The organism is Acidobacteriota bacterium, from assembly GCA_009861545.1.
Taxonomy (GTDB): domain Bacteria; phylum Acidobacteriota; class Vicinamibacteria; order Vicinamibacterales; family UBA8438; genus WTFV01.
The window spans coordinates 41,666-59,535 of record VXME01000107.1; the positions used below are offsets into that span (position 1 = coordinate 41,666).

General features: G+C 70.7%; 19 protein-coding genes. 18 read left to right on the forward strand and 1 reads right to left on the reverse strand.

The annotated features are described in order from the left end of the window. Positions 1-22: 22 nt before the first annotated feature. Genes F4X11_17555 through F4X11_17580 form a run of 6 tightly spaced genes read left to right on the forward strand, consistent with a single transcriptional unit; the run spans position 23 to position 5,235 of the window. Positions 23-856: a TIGR00282 family metallophosphoesterase gene (locus F4X11_17555; GenBank protein ID MYN66811.1), complete on the forward strand. Its 834-nt coding sequence runs from the start codon at positions 23-25 to the stop codon at positions 854-856. A 5-nt stretch (positions 857-861) separates the two neighbouring features. Beyond that, positions 862-2,298: an exodeoxyribonuclease VII large subunit gene (gene xseA / locus F4X11_17560; protein MYN66812.1), complete on the forward strand. Its 1,437-nt coding sequence runs from the start codon at positions 862-864 to the stop codon at positions 2,296-2,298. 24 nt (positions 2,299-2,322) lie between these two features. After that, the gene (locus F4X11_17565; GenBank protein ID MYN66813.1) at positions 2,323-2,625 is read left to right on the forward strand and encodes an exodeoxyribonuclease VII small subunit; all 303 of its coding nucleotides are present in this window, start codon (positions 2,323-2,325) and stop codon (positions 2,623-2,625) included. After that, positions 2,609-3,550 (forward strand): polyprenyl synthetase family protein, encoded by a 942-nt coding sequence (locus F4X11_17570; protein MYN66814.1) that lies wholly within the window; start codon positions 2,609-2,611, stop codon positions 3,548-3,550. Before F4X11_17565 ends, F4X11_17570 begins: the two co-directional genes overlap by 17 nt. An 18-nt stretch (positions 3,551-3,568) precedes the next feature. Beyond that, on the forward strand, positions 3,569-4,330 hold the full coding sequence (locus F4X11_17575) for a TlyA family RNA methyltransferase (GenBank protein MYN66815.1): 762 nt from the start codon (positions 3,569-3,571) through the stop codon (positions 4,328-4,330). Next, entirely contained in the window at positions 4,330-5,235 is a 906-nt protein-coding gene (locus F4X11_17580; protein MYN66816.1) for an NAD(+) kinase, read from the forward strand. Before F4X11_17575 ends, F4X11_17580 begins: the two co-directional genes overlap by 1 nt. Before the next feature lie 14 nt (positions 5,236-5,249). Here the strand turns inward: F4X11_17580 and F4X11_17585 are convergent, their stop codons facing one another. Beyond that, a complete protein-coding gene (locus tag F4X11_17585; protein ID MYN66817.1) occupies positions 5,250-5,657 on the reverse strand; it encodes a VOC family protein in 408 nt (135 codons plus the stop codon). Between the two features lie 257 nt (positions 5,658-5,914). On the opposite strand from F4X11_17585, the gene F4X11_17590 reads away from it, so the two are divergent. From F4X11_17590 to F4X11_17645, 12 genes are all read left to right on the forward strand, one after another. Continuing rightward, positions 5,915-6,274: a hypothetical protein gene (locus F4X11_17590; protein ID MYN66818.1), complete on the forward strand. Its 360-nt coding sequence runs from the start codon at positions 5,915-5,917 to the stop codon at positions 6,272-6,274. Positions 6,275-6,355: 81 nt separating this feature from the next. Continuing rightward, on the forward strand, positions 6,356-7,081 hold the full coding sequence (locus F4X11_17595; GenBank protein MYN66819.1) for a hypothetical protein: 726 nt from the start codon (positions 6,356-6,358) through the stop codon (positions 7,079-7,081). Between the two features lie 280 nt (positions 7,082-7,361). Beyond that, positions 7,362-8,540, forward strand: a complete 1,179-nt coding sequence (locus tag F4X11_17600; GenBank protein ID MYN66820.1) for an aminopeptidase P family protein — start codon at positions 7,362-7,364, stop codon at positions 8,538-8,540. 63 nt (positions 8,541-8,603) lie between these two features. Further along, positions 8,604-10,157 (forward strand): PDZ domain-containing protein, encoded by a 1,554-nt coding sequence (locus F4X11_17605; protein ID MYN66821.1) that lies wholly within the window; start codon positions 8,604-8,606, stop codon positions 10,155-10,157. Between the two features lie 46 nt (positions 10,158-10,203). Continuing rightward, a complete protein-coding gene (locus F4X11_17610; GenBank protein MYN66822.1) occupies positions 10,204-11,373 on the forward strand; it encodes an SAM-dependent methyltransferase in 1,170 nt (389 codons plus the stop codon). Between the two features lie 19 nt (positions 11,374-11,392). Continuing rightward, positions 11,393-11,962 carry a class IV adenylate cyclase gene (locus tag F4X11_17615; GenBank protein MYN66823.1) on the forward strand — a complete coding sequence of 190 codons (570 nt, stop codon included), beginning with the start codon at positions 11,393-11,395 and terminating at the stop codon, positions 11,960-11,962. An 11-nt stretch (positions 11,963-11,973) separates the two neighbouring features. Next, positions 11,974-12,966, forward strand: a complete 993-nt coding sequence (locus F4X11_17620) for an NDP-sugar synthase (protein MYN66824.1) — start codon at positions 11,974-11,976, stop codon at positions 12,964-12,966. Further along, complete coding sequence (locus tag F4X11_17625) at positions 12,699-13,982, forward strand: phosphotransferase (GenBank protein ID MYN66825.1); 1,284 nt, start codon at positions 12,699-12,701, stop codon at positions 13,980-13,982. Before F4X11_17620 ends, F4X11_17625 begins: the two co-directional genes overlap by 268 nt. A gap of 16 nt (positions 13,983-13,998) precedes the next feature. Then, positions 13,999-15,300, forward strand: coding sequence for an asparagine--tRNA ligase (gene asnS, locus F4X11_17630; GenBank protein ID MYN66826.1), 1,302 nt, complete (start codon positions 13,999-14,001; stop codon positions 15,298-15,300). Next, positions 15,228-15,950, forward strand: a complete 723-nt coding sequence (locus F4X11_17635) for a ribosome maturation factor RimP (protein MYN66827.1) — start codon at positions 15,228-15,230, stop codon at positions 15,948-15,950. The genes asnS and F4X11_17635 overlap by 73 nt, the downstream gene beginning before the upstream one ends. 40 nt (positions 15,951-15,990) lie before the next feature. After that, complete coding sequence (nusA, locus tag F4X11_17640) at positions 15,991-17,370, forward strand: transcription termination/antitermination protein NusA (protein MYN66828.1); 1,380 nt, start codon at positions 15,991-15,993, stop codon at positions 17,368-17,370. Beyond that, positions 17,367-17,870: hypothetical protein (locus F4X11_17645; GenBank protein ID MYN66829.1), on the forward strand; the 504-nt coding region annotated here is incomplete at its 3' end. The genes nusA and F4X11_17645, both read left to right, overlap by 4 nt.

The window sequence follows — 17,870 nt, forward strand, 5'->3', positions numbered from 1 at the left end:
ACCTGTGCGATCATTCCCGCGGATGCCCGCAACCGTCACGCTCCTTTTCGTCGGCGACATCGTCGGCAAGCCGGGACGCACGATCACCCGGCTGGCCCTCCCCCGGCTCGTGGCCCGCCACGGCGTCGACCTGGTGATCGCCAACGTCGAGAACGCGGCGGGCGGCAACGGCATCACCCGCGACATCGGGGAGACGCTGCTCGATCACGGCGTCCAGGTGATGACGACAGGCAACCACGTCTGGGACAAGAAGGAGGCGCTGGCGTACATCGAGAGCCAGCCTCGACTTCTGCGGCCGGGCAACTATCCCGCCGGCGTGCCGGGAAGCGGGCGCTACGGCGCGCGGACACGAGACGGCGTTCCGGTCGGCATCGTGAACGTGATGGGGCGCATCTTCATGAATCCGCTCGACAATCCGTTCCGCGTGGTCCGCGAGCAGGTCGCCGCGGTCCGGGCCGAACACGGGGCGCGCATCGTGTTCGTGGATTTCCACGCCGAGGCCACCTCGGAGAAGAAGGCGATGGGCTGGCACCTCGACGGAGAGGTGACCGCGGTGGCGGGCACGCACACCCACGTGCAGACCGCCGACGAGCGCATCCTGCCCAACGGCACCGCATACATCACCGACGTCGGGATGACCGGTCCCCACGACTCGATCATCGGCGTGGACCCGCGGCCCGTGCTGAAGCGCTTTCTCGACGGCATGCCGGCGAAGTTCGACACGGCGACACGCAACCCGCGGATCAACGCGATCGTGGTGACCGCGGACCCGGAGACCGGCCGCGCCCGTGCGATCGAGCGCGTGGACCTTTCCGCTGACGACGTGGACGCCCTCGACCGGCGGACAGAACCGTGACGAGGCTGCCATTCGGCGACGCGGCGCCTGCGCCGCGGACACGACCGGGACGCCAGGTGCTCACCGTGGAGGAGCTGACGGCCCGCATCCGGTTGCACTTGGAGTCGGCCTACCCCACGGTCTGGGTCGAGGGCGAGCTGTCGAACTGCCGCCGCTGGAACACCGGCCACCTCTACTTCACCCTCAAGGGCGGGGCCGCGCAGATTCGCGGCGTGATGTTCCGGTCGGCGTTCCGCTATCTGCGATTCGAACCGGCCGACGGACTGCGGGTCGTCGCACGGGGGCGGATCAGCGTGTACGAGCCGAAGGGCGAGTACCAGCTCGTGGCGGAGCACCTGGAACCGTTCGGCCTCGGCGCCCGTCAGCTGGCGTTCGACCAGCTCCGCCGGCGCCTGGAACGGGAAGGGCTGTTCGACGAGGCGCGCAAGCGCCCGCTGCCGACGCTGCCGCGCAAGATCGGCATCGTCACCTCGCTGGACGGCGCCGCGCTGCGCGACATCCTGAACGTCCTCGGCCGCCGCTTCCCGAACGCACATCTCGTCATCGGCCCGACCCGCGTGCAGGGCGACGGGGCCGCCCGGGAGATCACCGGCGCGCTGGCGCGCCTCGCACGCGTCGGCGGCGTCGACGTGGTCATCCTGGCGCGCGGCGGCGGATCGCTGGAGGACCTCTGGGAATTCAACGACGAAGGGTTGGCCAGAACCATCGCCTCGGTCGGCGTTCCGGTGATCTCGGCGGTGGGTCATCAGACCGACTACACGATCAGCGATTTCGTCGCCGACCTGCGCGCGCCGACTCCCTCGGCGGCGGCGGAGCTCGTCGTGACCCGCAAGACGGAGCTGGAGGCACGCCTCGAACGGGCCGGCGGGCGACTCGTCGGGGCCGTGCGCACCGCCCTCGAGCGGCGGCGGGCGAACGTAGAGGCGATTCGGCACCGGCCCGGGCTCGCCTCGTTGCCGACGCGGCTCGCACTGCACGGCCGCCGGGCGGACGAGCTGACCCGCCGGCTCGTGGCGCGCGCGCGGGCCGGCGTCGCACGGCGTGAGCGCCGCCGCGCCGCGCTGCTCACGCGTCTCGAAGCGCTCGACGTTGGCCGCCGGCTGGCCCGCATCCGGACCCGTCTGGTCGTCGCGCGCGAGCGCCTGGCCCGCGCCGCCCGGGACGGCCACGCGGCCCGACGACGCCGGCTGGCGGCAGGCCACGAGCAACTGGCGCGCACCATGCGCGACCGGCACGCGACCGGCCGGCGGGAACTCGAGACGACCCTTGCGAAGCTCGACTCGCTCAGCCCGCTCGGTGTCCTCGCCCGGGGGTACGCCGTGTGCTGGAACGACGATCGGACGGCCATCGTACGCCGCGCGGCGGAGGTCGCGGTCGGCGACCCGGTGCGCATCACGCTGCACGAGGGCGCATTGCGCTGCAAGGTCACCTCCCGGGAATAGCAAGGGCGAAGGAGCGCGAGACGAATGGACGACCCGAACATCAAGGACTTCGAATCCGCGCTCGACGAGCTCGAGACCATCGTCAAGACGCTCGAGGAAGGCCAGCTTCCGTTGGAGCAGTCGCTCGAGCGCTTCGAGCGAGGGATAGCGTTGTCGCGCTTCTGCCACACGCGCCTCGACGACGCCGAGCGGCGCATCGAGTTGCTCACGGAACAGGGAGAGACCCGCCCCGCGCCGGTGTCAATCGTGGGTGCTCCCATTGCCGACCACGGCGCGGGAGAACCTGGCGCGGACGGTGGGCCGAGCGACGATGACGTCCCCTTCTGACGCAGCGGCGCAACGCGCGAAGTTCGACGAATACGCCCGCGAGCGGCGCGCGGAGGTCGACGCAGCCCTCGAGCGCCTGCTCCCGACCCCCCCGGCCTGCCCCCCGCTCATCGCCGACGCGATGCGCTACACGGTGTTCGCGGGCGGCAAGCGCCTGCGGCCGCTGCTGACGCTGGCCGCCGCCGACAGCGTGGCGCGAGACGGACCCTGGGAGGATGGAGAGGCTCTACCGGCCGCCTGCGCGGTCGAGCTGATCCACGCCTACTCGCTCGTGCACGACGATCTGCCGGCAATGGACAACGACACGCTGCGCCGCGGAAAGCCGACCGCGCACGTCGTTTACGGGGAAGGCATCGCGATTCTGGCCGGCGACGCGCTGCTGACCGAAGCGTTCCGGGTGCTGGCCCGCGGCTCCGCGTCCGAGACGGCCGACCGCCGCGGCCGCCGGCTGCGCACGCTGGAACGCATCGCGGCCGCTGCCGGCGCCGAGGGAATGGTGGGCGGACAGGTGATCGATCTCGCGGCGACGGGGGCGACGGGCGCTTTCGACGAGGCGCGGATACGGGCGATGCACGGGCGCAAGACCGGCGCGCTCATCCGCGCGGCGGCCGTCGCCGGGGCGATCATGGGGGGCTCCTCCCATGCGACCGCCGACGCCGTCGACCGCTACGCGGCGCATCTTGGCCTGGCATTCCAGATCGTGGATGACATCCTCGACGTCGAAGGCGCACAGGAACAGATCGGCAAGACGGCCGGGAAAGACGCGGAGGCCGGCAAGCCGACCTACCCGGCGCTGTTCGGAGTGAACGAGTCCCGGCGCCTCGCAGCCCGCTCGATCGCCGATGCGAAGGCGGAGCTGGGGGCCGCCGGTATCGGGGGACGCCTGTTCGAGATCGCCGACTGGGTGCTCGGACGCACCCGGTGAGCACCCGCGGAGAGCCCGATGGCGGATCGGAACCGGCTGGACGCCCTCCTGGTGGCGCGCGGCCTCGCCGCGACGCGCGCGCGGGCGCGCGCCCTCGTTCTGGCCGGACGGGTCCGCGTGGACGACGTCCTGCAGACCAAGGCGGGGACCGCCGTCGCTCTCGACGCGCGGATTGCGCTGACCGTCCCGGACCATCCCTACGTCGGCCGAGGCGGCGTCAAGCTGGCCCGTGCGCTCGACCGGTTCGGCATCGAGGTGCGGGGACGGACGGCCCTGGACATCGGCGCATCGACCGGCGGCTTCACCGACGCCATGCTGCGGCGCGGCGCCAAACGGGTCGTGGCCCTCGACGTCGGGCGGGGCCAGCTCGACTGGAGGCTCAGGGCGGATCCGCGCGTCGTGCCGCTCGAAGGGATCAACGCCCGCCGTCTGACGCGGGAAACGCTGCCCGGCGGACTGCCGCCGGTAGACTTCGTGACCATCGACGTCTCGTTCATCTCTCTGCGGCTCGTCCTGCCTGTCGTGCCCGCTCTCGTTGCCGACGACGGCGACGTGGTGGCGCTGGTCAAACCGCAGTTCGAAGCCGCGCGGGGCGAGGTGGGCAAGGGCGGCATCGTGCGTGATCGCGCCGTCCGCCGCCGCGTCATCGGGCAGGTGGTCGCGGCAGCCGATGCGGTAGGATTGGCGTGCGTGTCCGCGACGCCGGCGCCCCGGCGCGAGGTCACCGGCAACCGCGAGTACTTCGTCCACCTGCGCCGCCGCGAGACACCGTCACCCTGATGGCGCACCCGCCCACCGGCCGCCGCGGATCCGGCACCACGGTCGGCATCGTGGCGCGGCCACACGCCCCCAATGCGACCGCCGCCGCGCGGGGCGCCACGGCCTGGCTTCTGGGCCGCGGCACGCCGGTGGTGATCGAAAGCGAGACCGCGCGCAGCGCCGGCCTGACCGGTCACCCGACCACGTCGCGGGCGGAGTTGCCGGAAGCCGCGGACGTGCTGCTCGTGCTCGGCGGCGACGGGACCCTGCTGAGCGTCGCCCACCCGGTTGCCAGCCTTGCCCCGCACACGCTGATCCTGGCCGTCAACTGCGGCAGTCTCGGTTTCCTCACCGAGATCACCCGCCCCGAGATGTACGACGCGCTCGACTCCGTGCTCGCCGGAACGGCCGGCGTGGACGAGCGGCTCACGGTGCGGGCCCGGGTCCGGCGCCGCGGGCGGGACATCGCCGACAGGACCGTGCTCAACGACGTGGTCCTCGGCAGATCGGCCGATTCGGGCATCATCGACGTGTCGATCACCCTGCGCGACCGGCTCGTCACGAGTTGCCGCGCCGACGGCGTGATCGTGGCGACGCCGACCGGATCCACGGGCTACAACCTGGCCGCCGGCGGCCCGATCGTGCACCCGACCGTCGATGCCCTCACGGTGACCCCCATCGCTCCCCATACGCTCACCAACCGGCCGGTGGTCATCCCCGGCCGGGAACCGGTGACGCTGCAACCGCGTCTGGCCGGCGCGCACTTCGACGCCTTCGCCAACTTCGACGGCCAGCTCAGCGTGGCCCTCGAGGACGGGGACGCGGTCATCGTGGAGCGGTCTTCCCCCCCCTTGCGACTGGTGCGCGCCGAATCGCGCGACTATTTCGCGGTGCTGCGGGAAAAGCTGAAATGGGGCGAGCGCTGACGCGGGGGCGCTGTCTATTCGCCGCTTATCGGCGGGTGGTGAATGATCTGCACCCGGTTCCCGTCCGGATCGGAGACGTACAGCGACCGTGCGCCGTCGCGATGGGTCCGCGGGGGAGCGTCGAGCGCGATGCCCCGACCGGCCAGATAGTCCGCCCAGGCGTCGACGTCGGACGGGCTGCGCACCAGGAGACCGAGGTGATCGAGAGCGCCGCCGGCCGCGCGCTCGGGCGCGTCGCCGCCGGACGGCCCCCGATGGAGCGCCAGGTTGTCGGCGCCGGACGTCAGGTAGACGTTGTCGGCGTCCGGCTCCCATTCCACGGCAAAGCCGAGAACCTGCGTATAGAAGCGCTTCATCGCGTCGAAGGCGCGAACGTGCAGCGCCAGGTGTCGTAGCCCGCGGTGCGGCGGTCGGTCCGGCATGGATCGATGGTAACCCGCGGAGCCCGCGCCGGGGCCTGCCGGCGCCGCCGAACCCGGCGCAGAGCCGTGTTCGGCCCCAGCCCCCACCGCCCCAGGAGCTCGCGCCACTTGAGCGCACTACGTTGCGCTTACGTGGCGCAAGCTCCTAGAATCGAGTCATGGCTCCACGTTCGGCTGCGCGTACTCCTTGCGCTCTGTGCGGCTCCAAGGAGGTTTCCGAACCCCGCGGGGAGGAGAAGTACTGTCAGGAGTGCTGGGTGAAGAAGATGGCGGTCGAGGACGTCGTCGCCCAGGAGTTCGCGCTCAAGCGGTACATCCGGGCGCACAGCGCGGAGAAGTACCTCGTGTATCACTCGACCCAGAAGAGACCCTGCGGCCAGCTCATCGTCGTCGACGACGGCTACGACCTCTTCCTCAGTCTGATCCTCTACCCGACGTTCTCCTGGGACGAACCGGCCTATCACCTGGAGGGCGACCCGGAAGGACGCGCGTTCGCGGAACTGTTGGTCGACGTCGTCGCCGCCGAGGTGATCGAGCCGTGGGGCGGCGGGAAGTGGCATCTGGAGGTGTTCCGGTCGGCGAGCGCCGAGCCCGAGGACTGGAACGGAGAAATGTAAGGTGCCCGCGTTCGACGCGGGACTGCTATACTCTCGCCTCATCTCTGCGAACGATCTTCGGGAGGACATGCGATGCAATCCGTGAACCGCACACTGCTTTGGGGTGTCATGGTCCTGCTGGCGGCGGCGACCGCCTGCGGCGGCGGCGAAGAAGAGGAGGCGGCGGCCGCCGCGGCGGCGGCGGCAGAGGCGGAGATCGAAGTGAGCCCCGAGGCCAGGGCCGCGGCCGATCGGCTCGCGGCACGGCTCGCGGCGGGAATCTCCCTCGTGCCGACGCAGCGCGGACAGGCCGAGATCGGCTACACGCAGCCGACCGCCCGCCGCGGCACCGGCCAGGACCGGGGCTTCAACATCACGTCGATCCGGATCCGGAATGTCTCGCAGAACGCGATCGCGGGGTTCCAGGTCGACGAGTTCTGGTACGACGGGGACGGCAACACGGTGACCGGCGATCAGGCGCGGCGGCGCCTGCCGATCATGGTCGACGAGGTGTGCGACATCGAGCTCCGGGTGCCGGTGGTGTCCGCGATGGACCGCAGCAACTACGAGTTCTCCCACCAGAACGGCGACATCAAGGCGACCCTCCTCCAAGACATCGAGTTCCCGCCGCAACCCGAGGTCGAAGAGGGCGAAGAGGGCGAAGAGGGCGAAGACGCGGCCGCGGCCGAGGAAGCCGAAGAGGGCGAAGAAGAGCTGGTGGACGAGGACGCGCTGAAGTTCACCTGCCTCCGCCCCGTCGAGGAGGGCATGCTGGAGGAGTCTGCGGCGGCCGAGGATGGGGCGGCTGGAGCCGCCGAGGGAGCCTGAGCGGCACACCTTGCCGCGCAGAAGACCGGACGGAACGCACCGAGCCCGTCGTCGCCGCGCCCGTGCACGCGCGGTGGCGGCCGGGCGTTGGCATGCGACGGCCGGCAAGTGCTCTGTGTCACGGACCATGTCCATTTTCCGGCCGTCAGCCGGATGTCTCGCTCCGGCGTGACCGGATTCGGAATCTCGCAGCAAGCCACGGCCAGGAGTCCGGCGTCCTACTGGTAGATCCCGGGTCGCGAGTCGCGGCCCGGCGGCCGCGTCGGTACGGTACGCACGCATGGCATTCGATCTGTCGGCGATTCAGCGGGCGCTCCGCGAGGACGGACTCGACGGCTGGCTCCTCTACGACTTTCACGGATCCAACCCCATCGCGCGCCGGGTAACAGGCCTTGGCGGTAGCGGCAAACTGACGACGCGACGCTGGTACTACCTCGTCCCCGCGTCCGGCGAGCCGCGCGCCCTCGTGCACGGCATCGAGCGGCACAGTCTGGCGCATCTTCCCGGAAGCCGGCGGATCTACGCGGGACGCAACGAGCTGGAAGCGGGTCTGGACTCCCTCGTGCAGGGCATGCGCCGCATCGCGATGGAGTACTCGCCGAACTGCGCGATTCCCTACGTCTCGCGAGTGGACGCCGGGACCGTCGAACGCATCCGTTCGCTGGGCGCCGACGTAGTGTCCTCCGGCGACCTCGTACAACGCTTCGAAGCCGTCTGGGACGACGGGGCGCTCGCGAGCCACCGCACCGCATCCCGGCATCTGCACAGCATCAAGGACCGCACGTTCGAGCTGATCGCCGACCGCGTCGGCGGGGGTTCGTTGACCGAGTACGCGGTCCAGCAGGTGATGACCGAGTGGTTCGCGGACGCGGGGCTGCTCACCGACTGCCCGCCGGTGGTGGCCGCTCAGGAGAGCAGCGGAAACCCCCACTATCTGCCCACCGCGGAGGCACATCGTCCCATCGGACGCGGGCAGGTGGTCCTGCTCGACCTGTGGGGCAAGATCGACAAGCCGGGCGCCGTGTACGCCGACATCACGTGGGTCGGCTTCACCGGCTCCCAGGTGCCGCCCAGGGCCGCCGCCATCTTCGGTGCAGCACGCGAGGCCCGCGACGCCGCCGTCTCGCTCGTCGCCGAGCGGGTGCACGCCGGGCGACCGATCAGCGGCTGGGAGGTGGACCGCGCCGCGCGGGACGTGATCGACGCCGCGGGCTACGGCGACCGCTTCATGCACCGCACCGGCCACAGCCTCGGCGAGGAGGTCCACGGCAACGGCGTGCACATGGACGACTACGAGACGCACGATGAGCGGCGGCTCATCGCCGGCACCGGGTTCACGATCGAACCCGGCGTCTACCTGGACGACTTCGGCGTTCGGACCGAGATAAACGTGTACGTGGACGCCGCCGACGCCGCCGTGACCGGTCCGCGGCAGGCGGAAATCGTCCCGCTGGCATAGCTTGCCCCGCGCCCGCCCGCGGGAAGCCCGCGTCAGGCCGCAACCGCGTTACACTTGGAGTCGATGCGAGGGATGCGGGTGCTCGCCCCGCTGGAGGAAATGATGTCGCGATCGAGGACCACATTCGTTTCCACGCTGTTGATTGCCGTGACCGCCATGGCGGTCGGGATGGTGATTGCGTCGCGCTTCAACCTGGCTCCGCCATCGGCGGCGCAGTCCGTTCGGGCGCCCATTCCGAACACCTCGCCGATCTCCGGCAATCTGACCGCAACGACGTTCCGCGAGATCGCCGACGCGCAGACGGCGATGGTCGTGACCATCTGGACCCAGCAGCCGCGGCAGCAGGGGAACATGAACGAGTTCTTCGGCGGCGACGAGTTCTTCCGCCGGTTCTTCGGACAACCGCCGGAACGCGAGGCGCCGCCCGAGGACAACGACACCACCCGGCCGGCGGCGACCGGAACGGGATTCGTGATCGACCGCGCCGGCCTGATCCTGACGAACAACCACGTCGTCGAGAACGCCACGAGCATCGAGATCCACTTCTTCGGCGACGACGACGACGAGCGCTACGAGGCGCGGGTGCTGGGCCGCGATCGCCTGACCGACAGCGCGCTGCTCGAGCTGGTCGAGCGACCCGACCGGGAGCTGCCCGTGGCGACGTTCGGCGATTCGGGTCAGATGGCGCCGGGCGACTGGGTGATGGCGATCGGGGCCCCCTTCGGCCTCAGCCATACGGTCACCGTCGGGGTCATCTCGGCGCTCGCCCGGCCGCTGCCCTCGGCCCCCGGCCGCAGCAACGAGATGCTGCAGACCGATGCCGCAATCAACCCGGGCAACTCCGGTGGACCGCTCCTGAACATCCGCGGCGAGGTGGTCGGAATGAACACGGCGATCATGAGCGACCGCCGGTCCAACGCGGGTGTCGGTTTCGCCGTGCCCATCAACACCGTGCGCGATCTGCTCGACGAGCTCCGCGGCGGCAAGGTGACGCGCGGCGTGATCGGCATTCAGATTCGCGATGTCCCGAGGGACGAGTACGCCGTGCTCGGACTCGACGAACCCCGCGGCGTCATCGTCTCGCTGGTCAACCCGGACGGGCCCGCGGACCAAGGCGGCATGCAGCCCGCAGACGTGGTGGTGGCCTACGGCGGGGAGCCCGTGGAGGACACCCGGGACCTCCAGAGCCGGGTCGTCGCCACCCGGCCCGGAACGACCGTGCCGATCGACGTCGTTCGCAACGGTGAACCGCTGACTCTCGACGTCACCATCGGCGAGCTCGACCTCGAGGCGGAGAGCCGCAACGTGATGGCCGCGGCCGAAGAGACCAGCGAGGGCTTCGGCATCACGCTTCAGGACCTGACGCCGCCGATGGCCCGCCGCCTGCGCGTGCCGGCGGACACGGTCGGCGCGGTGGTCGTCGACGTCCAGCGCGGCAGCACGTCGGAAGCAGGCGGCCTGCAGCCCGGGGACGTCATCCTCAGCGTCAACCGCGTCGACGTCGAGTCGGCCAGCGAGGCGAGCGCCGAGCTGGGCGAGATCGAGTCGGGACGGACCGCGTTCCTCCTGGTGCAGCGCCGCGACACACGCGTCTTTCTGCAGGTGGAGAAGGAGTAGGGGTCCGCGCCGCAGAAGCGGTGCAGACTCGCCGCGGCGTGGCCGGATGCACGAGATGACGCTGCGGGAGGTGATCCGGGAGCGGATCCGGACGGAGGGTCCGCTGCCGTTCGCCGCCTTCGCCGAGTTGGCCCTCTACCATCCCGAGCTGGGTTACTACGCCCGCGTCGACCGGCGATCCGGCCGCGCGGGCGATTTCTTCACCAGCGTCGACCTCGGTCCCGCGTTCGGCTCCCTGCTGGCGTCGCAGCTCGCCGAGATGTGGCGCATCCTGCGGTCCGGATCCGGCGACCCGCGGTTCGACCTGGTCGAGGCCGCCGCCGGCAACGGGCGGCTCGCACGCGACGTGCTCGACGCCGCCGCTGCCGACGACCCTGCCTTCTATCGCGCCATCCGGCTGCACCTGGTCGAACCGAGCCGGGCCGCGCGCGACGCGCAGGCGGCCACGCTCGGCCCCCACGCGGACAAGGTGGCATCGTCGGGCTCCCGCATTCCACCCGCGATCCGCGGAGCCGTCTTCGCGAACGAGCTGCTCGACGCGCTCCCGCCGCATGTGCTGGAAATGACCGCCGGCGGACTCCGGGAGGCATACGTCGACCTCGACCACGCGACCGGCGATTTCGCCGAGCGCCTCGGCCCGCTGTCGGAGGCGAGCCTGCAGCACGTTCGCGACCGGAACATCCGGCTGGAGTCGGGATGGCGAGCCGAGGTCGTACCGGCCGCTGCCGACTGGGTGCGGCGGGCCGTCGACGCCCTCACCCGGGGATTCCTGCTGCTCGTCGACTACGGCCACGAGGCGCGGGAGCTCTACTCCGCGACCCACGCCGCGGGAACGCTGACGACCTACCGGCGGCAGCGCAGCGCAGCCGCCGGCGACGGCGCCGCGCCGCCGTGGCTCGTCGATCCGGGAGAGTGCGACATCACCGCGCACGTCGACCTGACGCTCGTGCGCGACGCGGCCGAGGATGCCGGCGCGCGCACGCTCGGCGTCCTCGACCAGACCTACTTCCTGCTGGGGCTCGGGGCGGTCGAGCGGATGAATCACGCATCGCGCGAATCGCCCGACGGCGGCGTCGCCGCTCTCCGGCGCCGTCTGGCTCTGAAGTCCCTGCTGGTGCCCGGCGGACTCGGCAGCACCCACAAGGTGATGCTCTTCGGCAAGCACGTCGGGACGCCGTCCCTGGCGGGTTGCTCCTATCGCGTCCGCGCAACGTAGAATTCCAGCGGGACAACCGATGAGCGATCGCATCGAGCGTGAGATCAAGCTGTCGTTCGCCTCGGCCGCTGCCGCCCGCGAGGCGGTGGCCGCGCTCGGGGCGATCCGGCTACGCCCGCGTCGCCTGCAGGACGACCGCCTTCTCGATACGAGCACCGGCCGGCTGCGCGCCGAGTGGTGCACGTTGCGCGTGCGCATGGAGGCGCCGGACGCCGGCGGGGAGAGCGTCGCCACTCTCACCTTCAAGGGACCGCCGCGACCCGACGTCATGAAGGTCCGCGAAGAGGTCGAGACCGACGTCGGCGACGGCGCGGTGTTGCTCCGGGTCCTCGAACGAGCGGGGTTCGACGTCTGGTTCCGCTACCAGAAGTACCGCGAGGAGTTCGACCGGGACGGCACGATCGTCGCCATCGACGAGACGCCGTGCGGAGTCTTCGTCGAGCTCGAGGGCAGCGAGGCGGGCGTGGCGCGCCTCGCGCAGGCGCTCGGCCGCGGTCCCGCCGACTACATCACGGCGTCCTATCGTCGCGTGTGGGAGTCGGACTGCGCCGCCCGCGGACGCCCGGTCGGCGACATGGTCTTCGAGTAGTGCCCGACGCGATGGCCGGCCCGCTGCCTCCCGCCCTCGTACTCGCGGCCGGGCTCGGAACGCGTCTCCGCCCCCTGACCGACCTTCGCGCGAAGCCGGCGGTGCCGGTCGCCGGCCGGCCGCTCGTGACCCGCATCCTGGAATGGCTGGCGGCCCAGGGCGTCGCGGAAGTCGTCCTCAACCTGCACCACCGGCCGGAGACGATCACACGGTTGGTGGGCCACGGGGAGGCTGCCGGCGTGCGCGTGCGCTACTCCTGGGAGCCGGTCATCCTCGGTTCCGCCGGCGGTCCGCGGCAGGCGCTGCCGCTGCTCGGCTCGCGCTTCTTCGTCGTCAACGGCGATACCCTGACGACCCTCTCGCTTCGCGCGCTCGCCGAGACCCACGCGTCCGCCGGCGCCGCGGTCACCCTCGCCGTCGCCCCGCATCCGGCCCCGGACCGCTACGGCGGCGTGCTCGTCGCGAGCGACGGCCGCGTGCGCGGCTTCGTGAGGGCCGGCCTCGGCGCGGCCGCTCACTTCGTCGGTGTGCAGCTCGTCGAGGCGGCCGTCTTCGCGGATCTGCCCGCCGGCCGGCCCGCCGCCACCATCGGCGGCATCTACGACCGGCTGCTGGCCGTCCCGGACGACGAGCGGCCCGGAAGCATCCGGGCCCACAGGTGCGGGGACGACTTCCTGGACGTCGGGACGCCGGCGGACTACCTGGCCGCGTCGCTCGCCGTCGCCCGGCGCGAGGGATGCGAGGCGCTGCCGGTCGGCGCCGGGTCGACGATTCACCCGTCGGCCTCGCTCGAACGCACGGCGGTCTGGGACCACGTCCGCATCGGCGCCGACTGCCGGCTCGACCGTTGCATCGTCGCCGACGGCGTCAGTCTGCCGCCCGGGACGGTGCTGCGTCGTCGGATCTGCGTGCCCGCCGACGCGGCGGCAAGCCCGGAAGGCGCAAGCACGGCAGGCAACGCGAGCGTCTACCCTCTCGACGACCCTCCCGGCGCGGACCGATGACGGACCCGCCCCGACCTGCCGACACACCGGAATCGCGCGCCAGAGCGTGGCTGCGCAGTGCCGGTCTGCCGCCGTCGACCCGTCTCGCGCCCCTAGCGGGAGACGCATCCGACCGCCGTTTCGTGCGTGTCGTTCCGCCTGGCGCGCCGTCGCGCGTCCTCGTCGTGCACGACGGTCCGATCGACCCCGAGACGCTGCCACTCATCCGGGTGGCCGAACTGTTCCGCCGCCTTCCCGTGCGGGTGCCCGTCATCCACGGAGCGGACGCGGCGCTGGGAATCGTCGTCGTCGAGGATCTCGGCGACACGATGCTGGAGGACGCCGTCGCCACGCTGCCGGACGACGAGCGGCGCGCGCGCTACCGGGAAGCGGTAGAGATCGTCGCGGCGATTCAGAGCGGCGGACGCCGGCTTGCCGGGTCCGACGCCGGTCCCTTCGACTTGGCTTTCGATGTCGCCAAGCTGATGCAGGAGCTCGACTTCTTCGTCGAGCACTTCGTCGTCGGCTTCCGGCGCCACAGCCTCACGACGCCGGCGCGGCGCGCCCTGGGCGAAGAGTTCCGCGCTCTGGCCTCGGACATGGCGGCCGAGCCGCGGGTGCTCTGCCACCGGGACTTCCACAGCCGCAACCTGATGGTGCACGAGGGCCGGCTGCACGTCATCGACTTCCAGGACGCGCGCATGGGCCCGGACACCTACGATCTGGTGTCACTGCTCCGGGACGCCTACGTGGCGCTGGACGCGGACGAGGTCGACCGGTTGATCACCCACTACGAGACCATCGCCGGCGTACAGGATGGCGCGCGGCTGCGACGACGCTTCGCCCGCACGACGGTGCAGCGAGCCCTCAAGGCGCTGGGGACGTTCGGATTTCAGATCGCCGCCCGCGGGAACCCGCGCTACCGCGACGCGGTGCCCCGCACGTTGGGATACGCGCGGGCGGCGATCCGGCAAGACCCTGATCGGCGCCGTCTGGGCTACCTTCTGGGCGCCGTGCTGGGGGACGCCGCCTCGTAGTACCCTACGAACGAAGATGGAAGCGACCACGACGACCATCGAGGCGATTGCCGACCACGTCGGCCGGGAGATCGCCATCCGCGGATGGCTGCAACGGCGGCGCTCGAGCGGAAAGATCCACTTCCTCACCCTGCGTGACGGAAGCGGGTTCGTGCAGGCCGTGGTCTCGAAGGCCGCCGTCGGCGACGAGACGTTCACCCGCGCCGACCACCTCGGCCAGGAGACGTCGCTGGTCGTCGAAGGGACGGTCCGGAAGGACGCGCGCGCCCCGGGCGGCTACGAGATCGACGTGTCGACTCTCGCCGTGGTCGGCGAGTCGCACGACTACCCGATCACCCCCAAGGAACACGGCGTCGACTATCTGCTCGATCGGCGTCACCTGTGGATCCGCAGCCGGCGGCAGGCGGCGATCCTGCGCGTGCGGCACGAGGTCGTCGACGGCATCCGCGATTTCCTCAACGGCCGCGGCTTCATCCTGGCGGACACGCCCATCTTCACGCCGGCCGCCTGCGAAGGTACGACGACGCTGTTCGCCGTTCCGTACTTCGACCACGCGACGGCCTATCTCACGCAGAGCGGTCAGCTCTACAACGAGGCCAACGCGATGGCGCTGGGGCGGGTCTACTGCTTCGGGCCGACGTTTCGCGCCGAGAAGTCGAAGACGCGGCGGCATCTGACCGAGTTCTGGATGGTCGAGCCGGAGATGGCCTACGCCACTCTCGACGACGCCACGGACCTGGCGGAAGCGCTTGTCGTCTCCATCGTCGAGCGCGTGCTCGAACGGCGAGCCCGCGAGCTGGAGGTCCTCGAACGGGACACGGCGGCGCTCGAGCGGGTGCGCTCTCCATTCCCGCGCATCGCCTACGACGAGGCGGTCGAGATTCTCAAGACACGCGGCCTTCCGTTCGAGTGGGGCGGGGACTTCGGCGGCCCGGACGAGACGGCTCTGGCCGGACACTTCGACCGTCCGGTCGCCGTGCAGCGCTTTCCCGCCGCGATCAAGGCCTTCTACATGAAGCCGGATGCCGAGCGGCCGGAGCTGTCGCTGTCGGTCGACGTGCTCGCCCCGGAGGGCTACGGGGAGATCGTCGGCGGCGGGGAGCGTCTGGACGACTATGCGCTGTTGCTCGAACGGATTCGCGAGCACGAGCTGCCGCAGGAAGCATTCGAGTGGTACCTGGACCTGCGGCGGTACGGGAGCGTGCCGCATGCGGGTTTCGGCATGGGCGTCGAGCGTGTCGTCGCGTGGCTGTGCGGGCTGGAGCACATTCGCGAGACCATCCCGTACCCGCGCATGCTGTATCGCCTGACGCCATAACGGCCGGCTTCCGTGATATACTCTGTCGGCTACGAGAGACGAAGTGCTGCAGAAGTGGGCGTTTCGCCCACTTCTTTGTGTTTCAGGGCGCAGTTGCCGGGCGAAGGCGGGGTAGAGACAGGGTGAAGCCCGGTGAAGGCCGGGTTGCGCAGGTCTGGTCCATCGCGGAGCGGGTGGCCCGCGACTTCGGGCTCGATGTCTTCGACGTCCAGCTTCAGCGCGAGTCGGTGGGGTGGCTGTTGCGAGTCGTCATCGACCGGGCGCCGGGCGCGGCCGGCGAGGCAGGCGACGCTGCGGCCGAAGCGGTTACCCTCGACGATTGCGCGCGGGTGAGCACGGACCTGAGCGTGGTGCTCGACGTCGATTTCGACTTCGAGCATCCGTACACCCTGGAAGTGTCCTCGCCGGGCCTCGACCGCCCGTTACGGCACGTGGACGACTGCCGGCGCTTCCGAGGTCGGCTCGCCCGGTTCGTGACGTCGGAAGCCGTCGACGGACAACGCTTCATTTGCGGGCGGATCGCCGGGGTCGAGCCGGAGAGCGGCGAGCCGCCGGCGCAGGCGGCACTCGTCGTGGTGACGGCAGGACGGCGCGTCCACCGCATTCCGTGGGCGCTTGTGACGCGGGCTCGACTGGAAGTGGAGTTGTGAAGTCGTCGCGCGGGCAGGAGCCTGCGCGCGAGAACAGGTCATGAGCAATCCGCTGCAACAGACCATCGAGGCACTGGCCAAGGAGAAGGGCATCGAGCCGGACGTCATCGTCACGGCTATCGAGGACGCGGTGCTGACCGCCTCGCGCAAGTACTACAAGTCGACCGAGAACCTGCGGACCAAGTTCAATCACGAGACGGGCCAGGTAGAGCTGTTCTCGGTGCGCCAGATCGTCGAGGAAGTCACCGATCCGCTGACGGAGATCTCGCTTGCGGAGGCCCAGGAGCTGTACGGGGACGAGGCCGAGGTCGACATGGAAATCGAGTTCCCCAAGCCGACCGACGTGCTCGGGAGAATCGCCGCGCAGACCGCGAAGCAGGTGATCTTCCAGAAGGTGCGCGAGGCGGAACGCGACAACGTCTACGCCCTCTACAGCGACCGCGTCAACGAGGTCATCAACGGCACGGTCAAGCGGTTCGAGAACGGCGACATCGTCGTCGACGCCGAGCGCGTGGAGGCGCTGCTTCCGCGGCGGGAGCAGTCGCGCGCCGAGAACTACACGACCGGCGACCGCATCCGGGCGGTCATTCGCGAGGTCAACAAGAACACCAAGGGACCGCAGATCATCCTGTCGCGCACCGACCCCACGCTGCTGGTCAAGATGTTCGAGCAGGAAGTGCCCGAGATCTACGACGGGACGGTCACCATCCGCGGAGCGGTCCGCGAGGCCGGCGACAGGGCCAAGGTCGCCGTCCATTCGCGCGAGCGCGACGTCGACCCGGTCGGCGCCTGCGTAGGAATGAAGGGCACGCGGGTGCAGGCGATCATCCGGGAATTGCGCGGCGAGAAGATCGACATCGTCGAATGGTCGGATGATCCCGTCGTCTTCGTCACCAACGCCATCAGCCCGGCCAGGGTGCAACGGGTGACCGTGGTCGACAGCGAGGAGCCGATCGTCGAAGTGGTCGTGGAGGATCGCCAGCTTTCGCTCGCGATCGGCAAGAAGGGCCAGAACGTCCGCCTGGCGGCCAAGCTGACCGGCTGGAAGATCGACATCAAGAGCGAGGAAGAGAAGCGGCGTGAAGTGGAAGCCCGGTTCGACGAGATCGAAGAGGACGAGGAGGCCGGCACCCTCACGCTGCCCGGACTCGACGACGGGCAACTCCTGCGGCTGAGCGAGGCGGGACTGGACACGGCCGACCGCCTGCTGGAGGTCGCAGCGGCCGAGCTGGCCGAGGTGGCGGGCGTGGACGAGGCAACGGCCGGGGATCTGCAGGCCGCCGTGCGCGAGCAGGTCGACGCTGCCGCAAGAGCCGCCCGGGCGCCCGACGAGACCGATGATTTGTCGACGATCGATCCGGCGGGGACGACGCCCGAAGCGCCGGCGGACACGCCCGGCGAGACACCGACAGCGGAGTGAGAGCGCCCGTGGGCACAATTCGCATCTACAAGATCGCCGAGGTCCTCGGGATTCCGAGTCAGGAAGTCGTCCAGTTGCTGCGTACGCAGCACGGGATCGAGGCCAAGAGCGCGTCGAGCACCGTCGAGGAGATCGTGGCCCGGCAATTCGCCGAACGGATTGCCCGCAAACGCAACGTCACCCTGCCGGCCGGTTCGCTCTTCTCGCAGCGGACCGCCTCGAAGCGCGGCGGGCGAGGCGGGGCCGCGCCGGAAGCGGCCGCGCCGACGGCGCCGAAGCTGGGGCCGCCGCGGCTGGTGAAGTCCGCCAAGGCGGCGAGAGCGGCAGCCGAGGCCACGGCGGCCGGCACCGCCGAGCCGGAGGCCGCCGGGCCGGAGAACTTGCCGGCGGGCACCGCTTCGCCGGCGCCGACAGCGGTCGAAAGCGCCGGTGCGCCAGGCGCCGGCATGTCTGCAACGACCGCGGTTTCGACGGAACCGCCCCCGCCCCCGCCCCCGGCC

Excerpts from the sequence above, each read along its gene's own strand:
- F4X11_17555 (MYN66811.1), top strand. The coding sequence starts at position 23 with ATGCCCGCAACCGTCACGCTCCTTTTCGTCGGCGACATCGTCGGCAAG.
- F4X11_17565 (MYN66813.1), top strand. The coding sequence starts at position 2,323 with ATGGACGACCCGAACATCAAGGACTTCGAATCCGCGCTCGACGAGCTC.
- F4X11_17570 (MYN66814.1), top strand. The coding sequence starts at position 2,609 with ATGACGTCCCCTTCTGACGCAGCGGCGCAACGCGCGAAGTTCGACGAA.
- F4X11_17575 (MYN66815.1), top strand. The coding sequence starts at position 3,569 with ATGGCGGATCGGAACCGGCTGGACGCCCTCCTGGTGGCGCGCGGCCTC.
- F4X11_17580 (MYN66816.1), top strand. The coding sequence starts at position 4,330 with ATGGCGCACCCGCCCACCGGCCGCCGCGGATCCGGCACCACGGTCGGC.
- F4X11_17585 (MYN66817.1), bottom strand. The coding sequence starts at position 5,657 with ATGCCGGACCGACCGCCGCACCGCGGGCTACGACACCTGGCGCTGCAC.
- F4X11_17600 (MYN66820.1), top strand. The coding sequence starts at position 7,362 with ATGGCATTCGATCTGTCGGCGATTCAGCGGGCGCTCCGCGAGGACGGA.
- F4X11_17605 (MYN66821.1), top strand. The coding sequence starts at position 8,604 with ATGCGAGGGATGCGGGTGCTCGCCCCGCTGGAGGAAATGATGTCGCGA.
- F4X11_17610 (MYN66822.1), top strand. The coding sequence starts at position 10,204 with ATGCACGAGATGACGCTGCGGGAGGTGATCCGGGAGCGGATCCGGACG.
- F4X11_17615 (MYN66823.1), top strand. The coding sequence starts at position 11,393 with ATGAGCGATCGCATCGAGCGTGAGATCAAGCTGTCGTTCGCCTCGGCC.
- F4X11_17620 (MYN66824.1), top strand. The coding sequence starts at position 11,974 with ATGGCCGGCCCGCTGCCTCCCGCCCTCGTACTCGCGGCCGGGCTCGGA.
- F4X11_17625 (MYN66825.1), top strand. The coding sequence starts at position 12,699 with ATGCGAGGCGCTGCCGGTCGGCGCCGGGTCGACGATTCACCCGTCGGC.
- asnS (MYN66826.1), top strand. The coding sequence starts at position 13,999 with ATGGAAGCGACCACGACGACCATCGAGGCGATTGCCGACCACGTCGGC.
- nusA (MYN66828.1), top strand. The coding sequence starts at position 15,991 with ATGAGCAATCCGCTGCAACAGACCATCGAGGCACTGGCCAAGGAGAAG.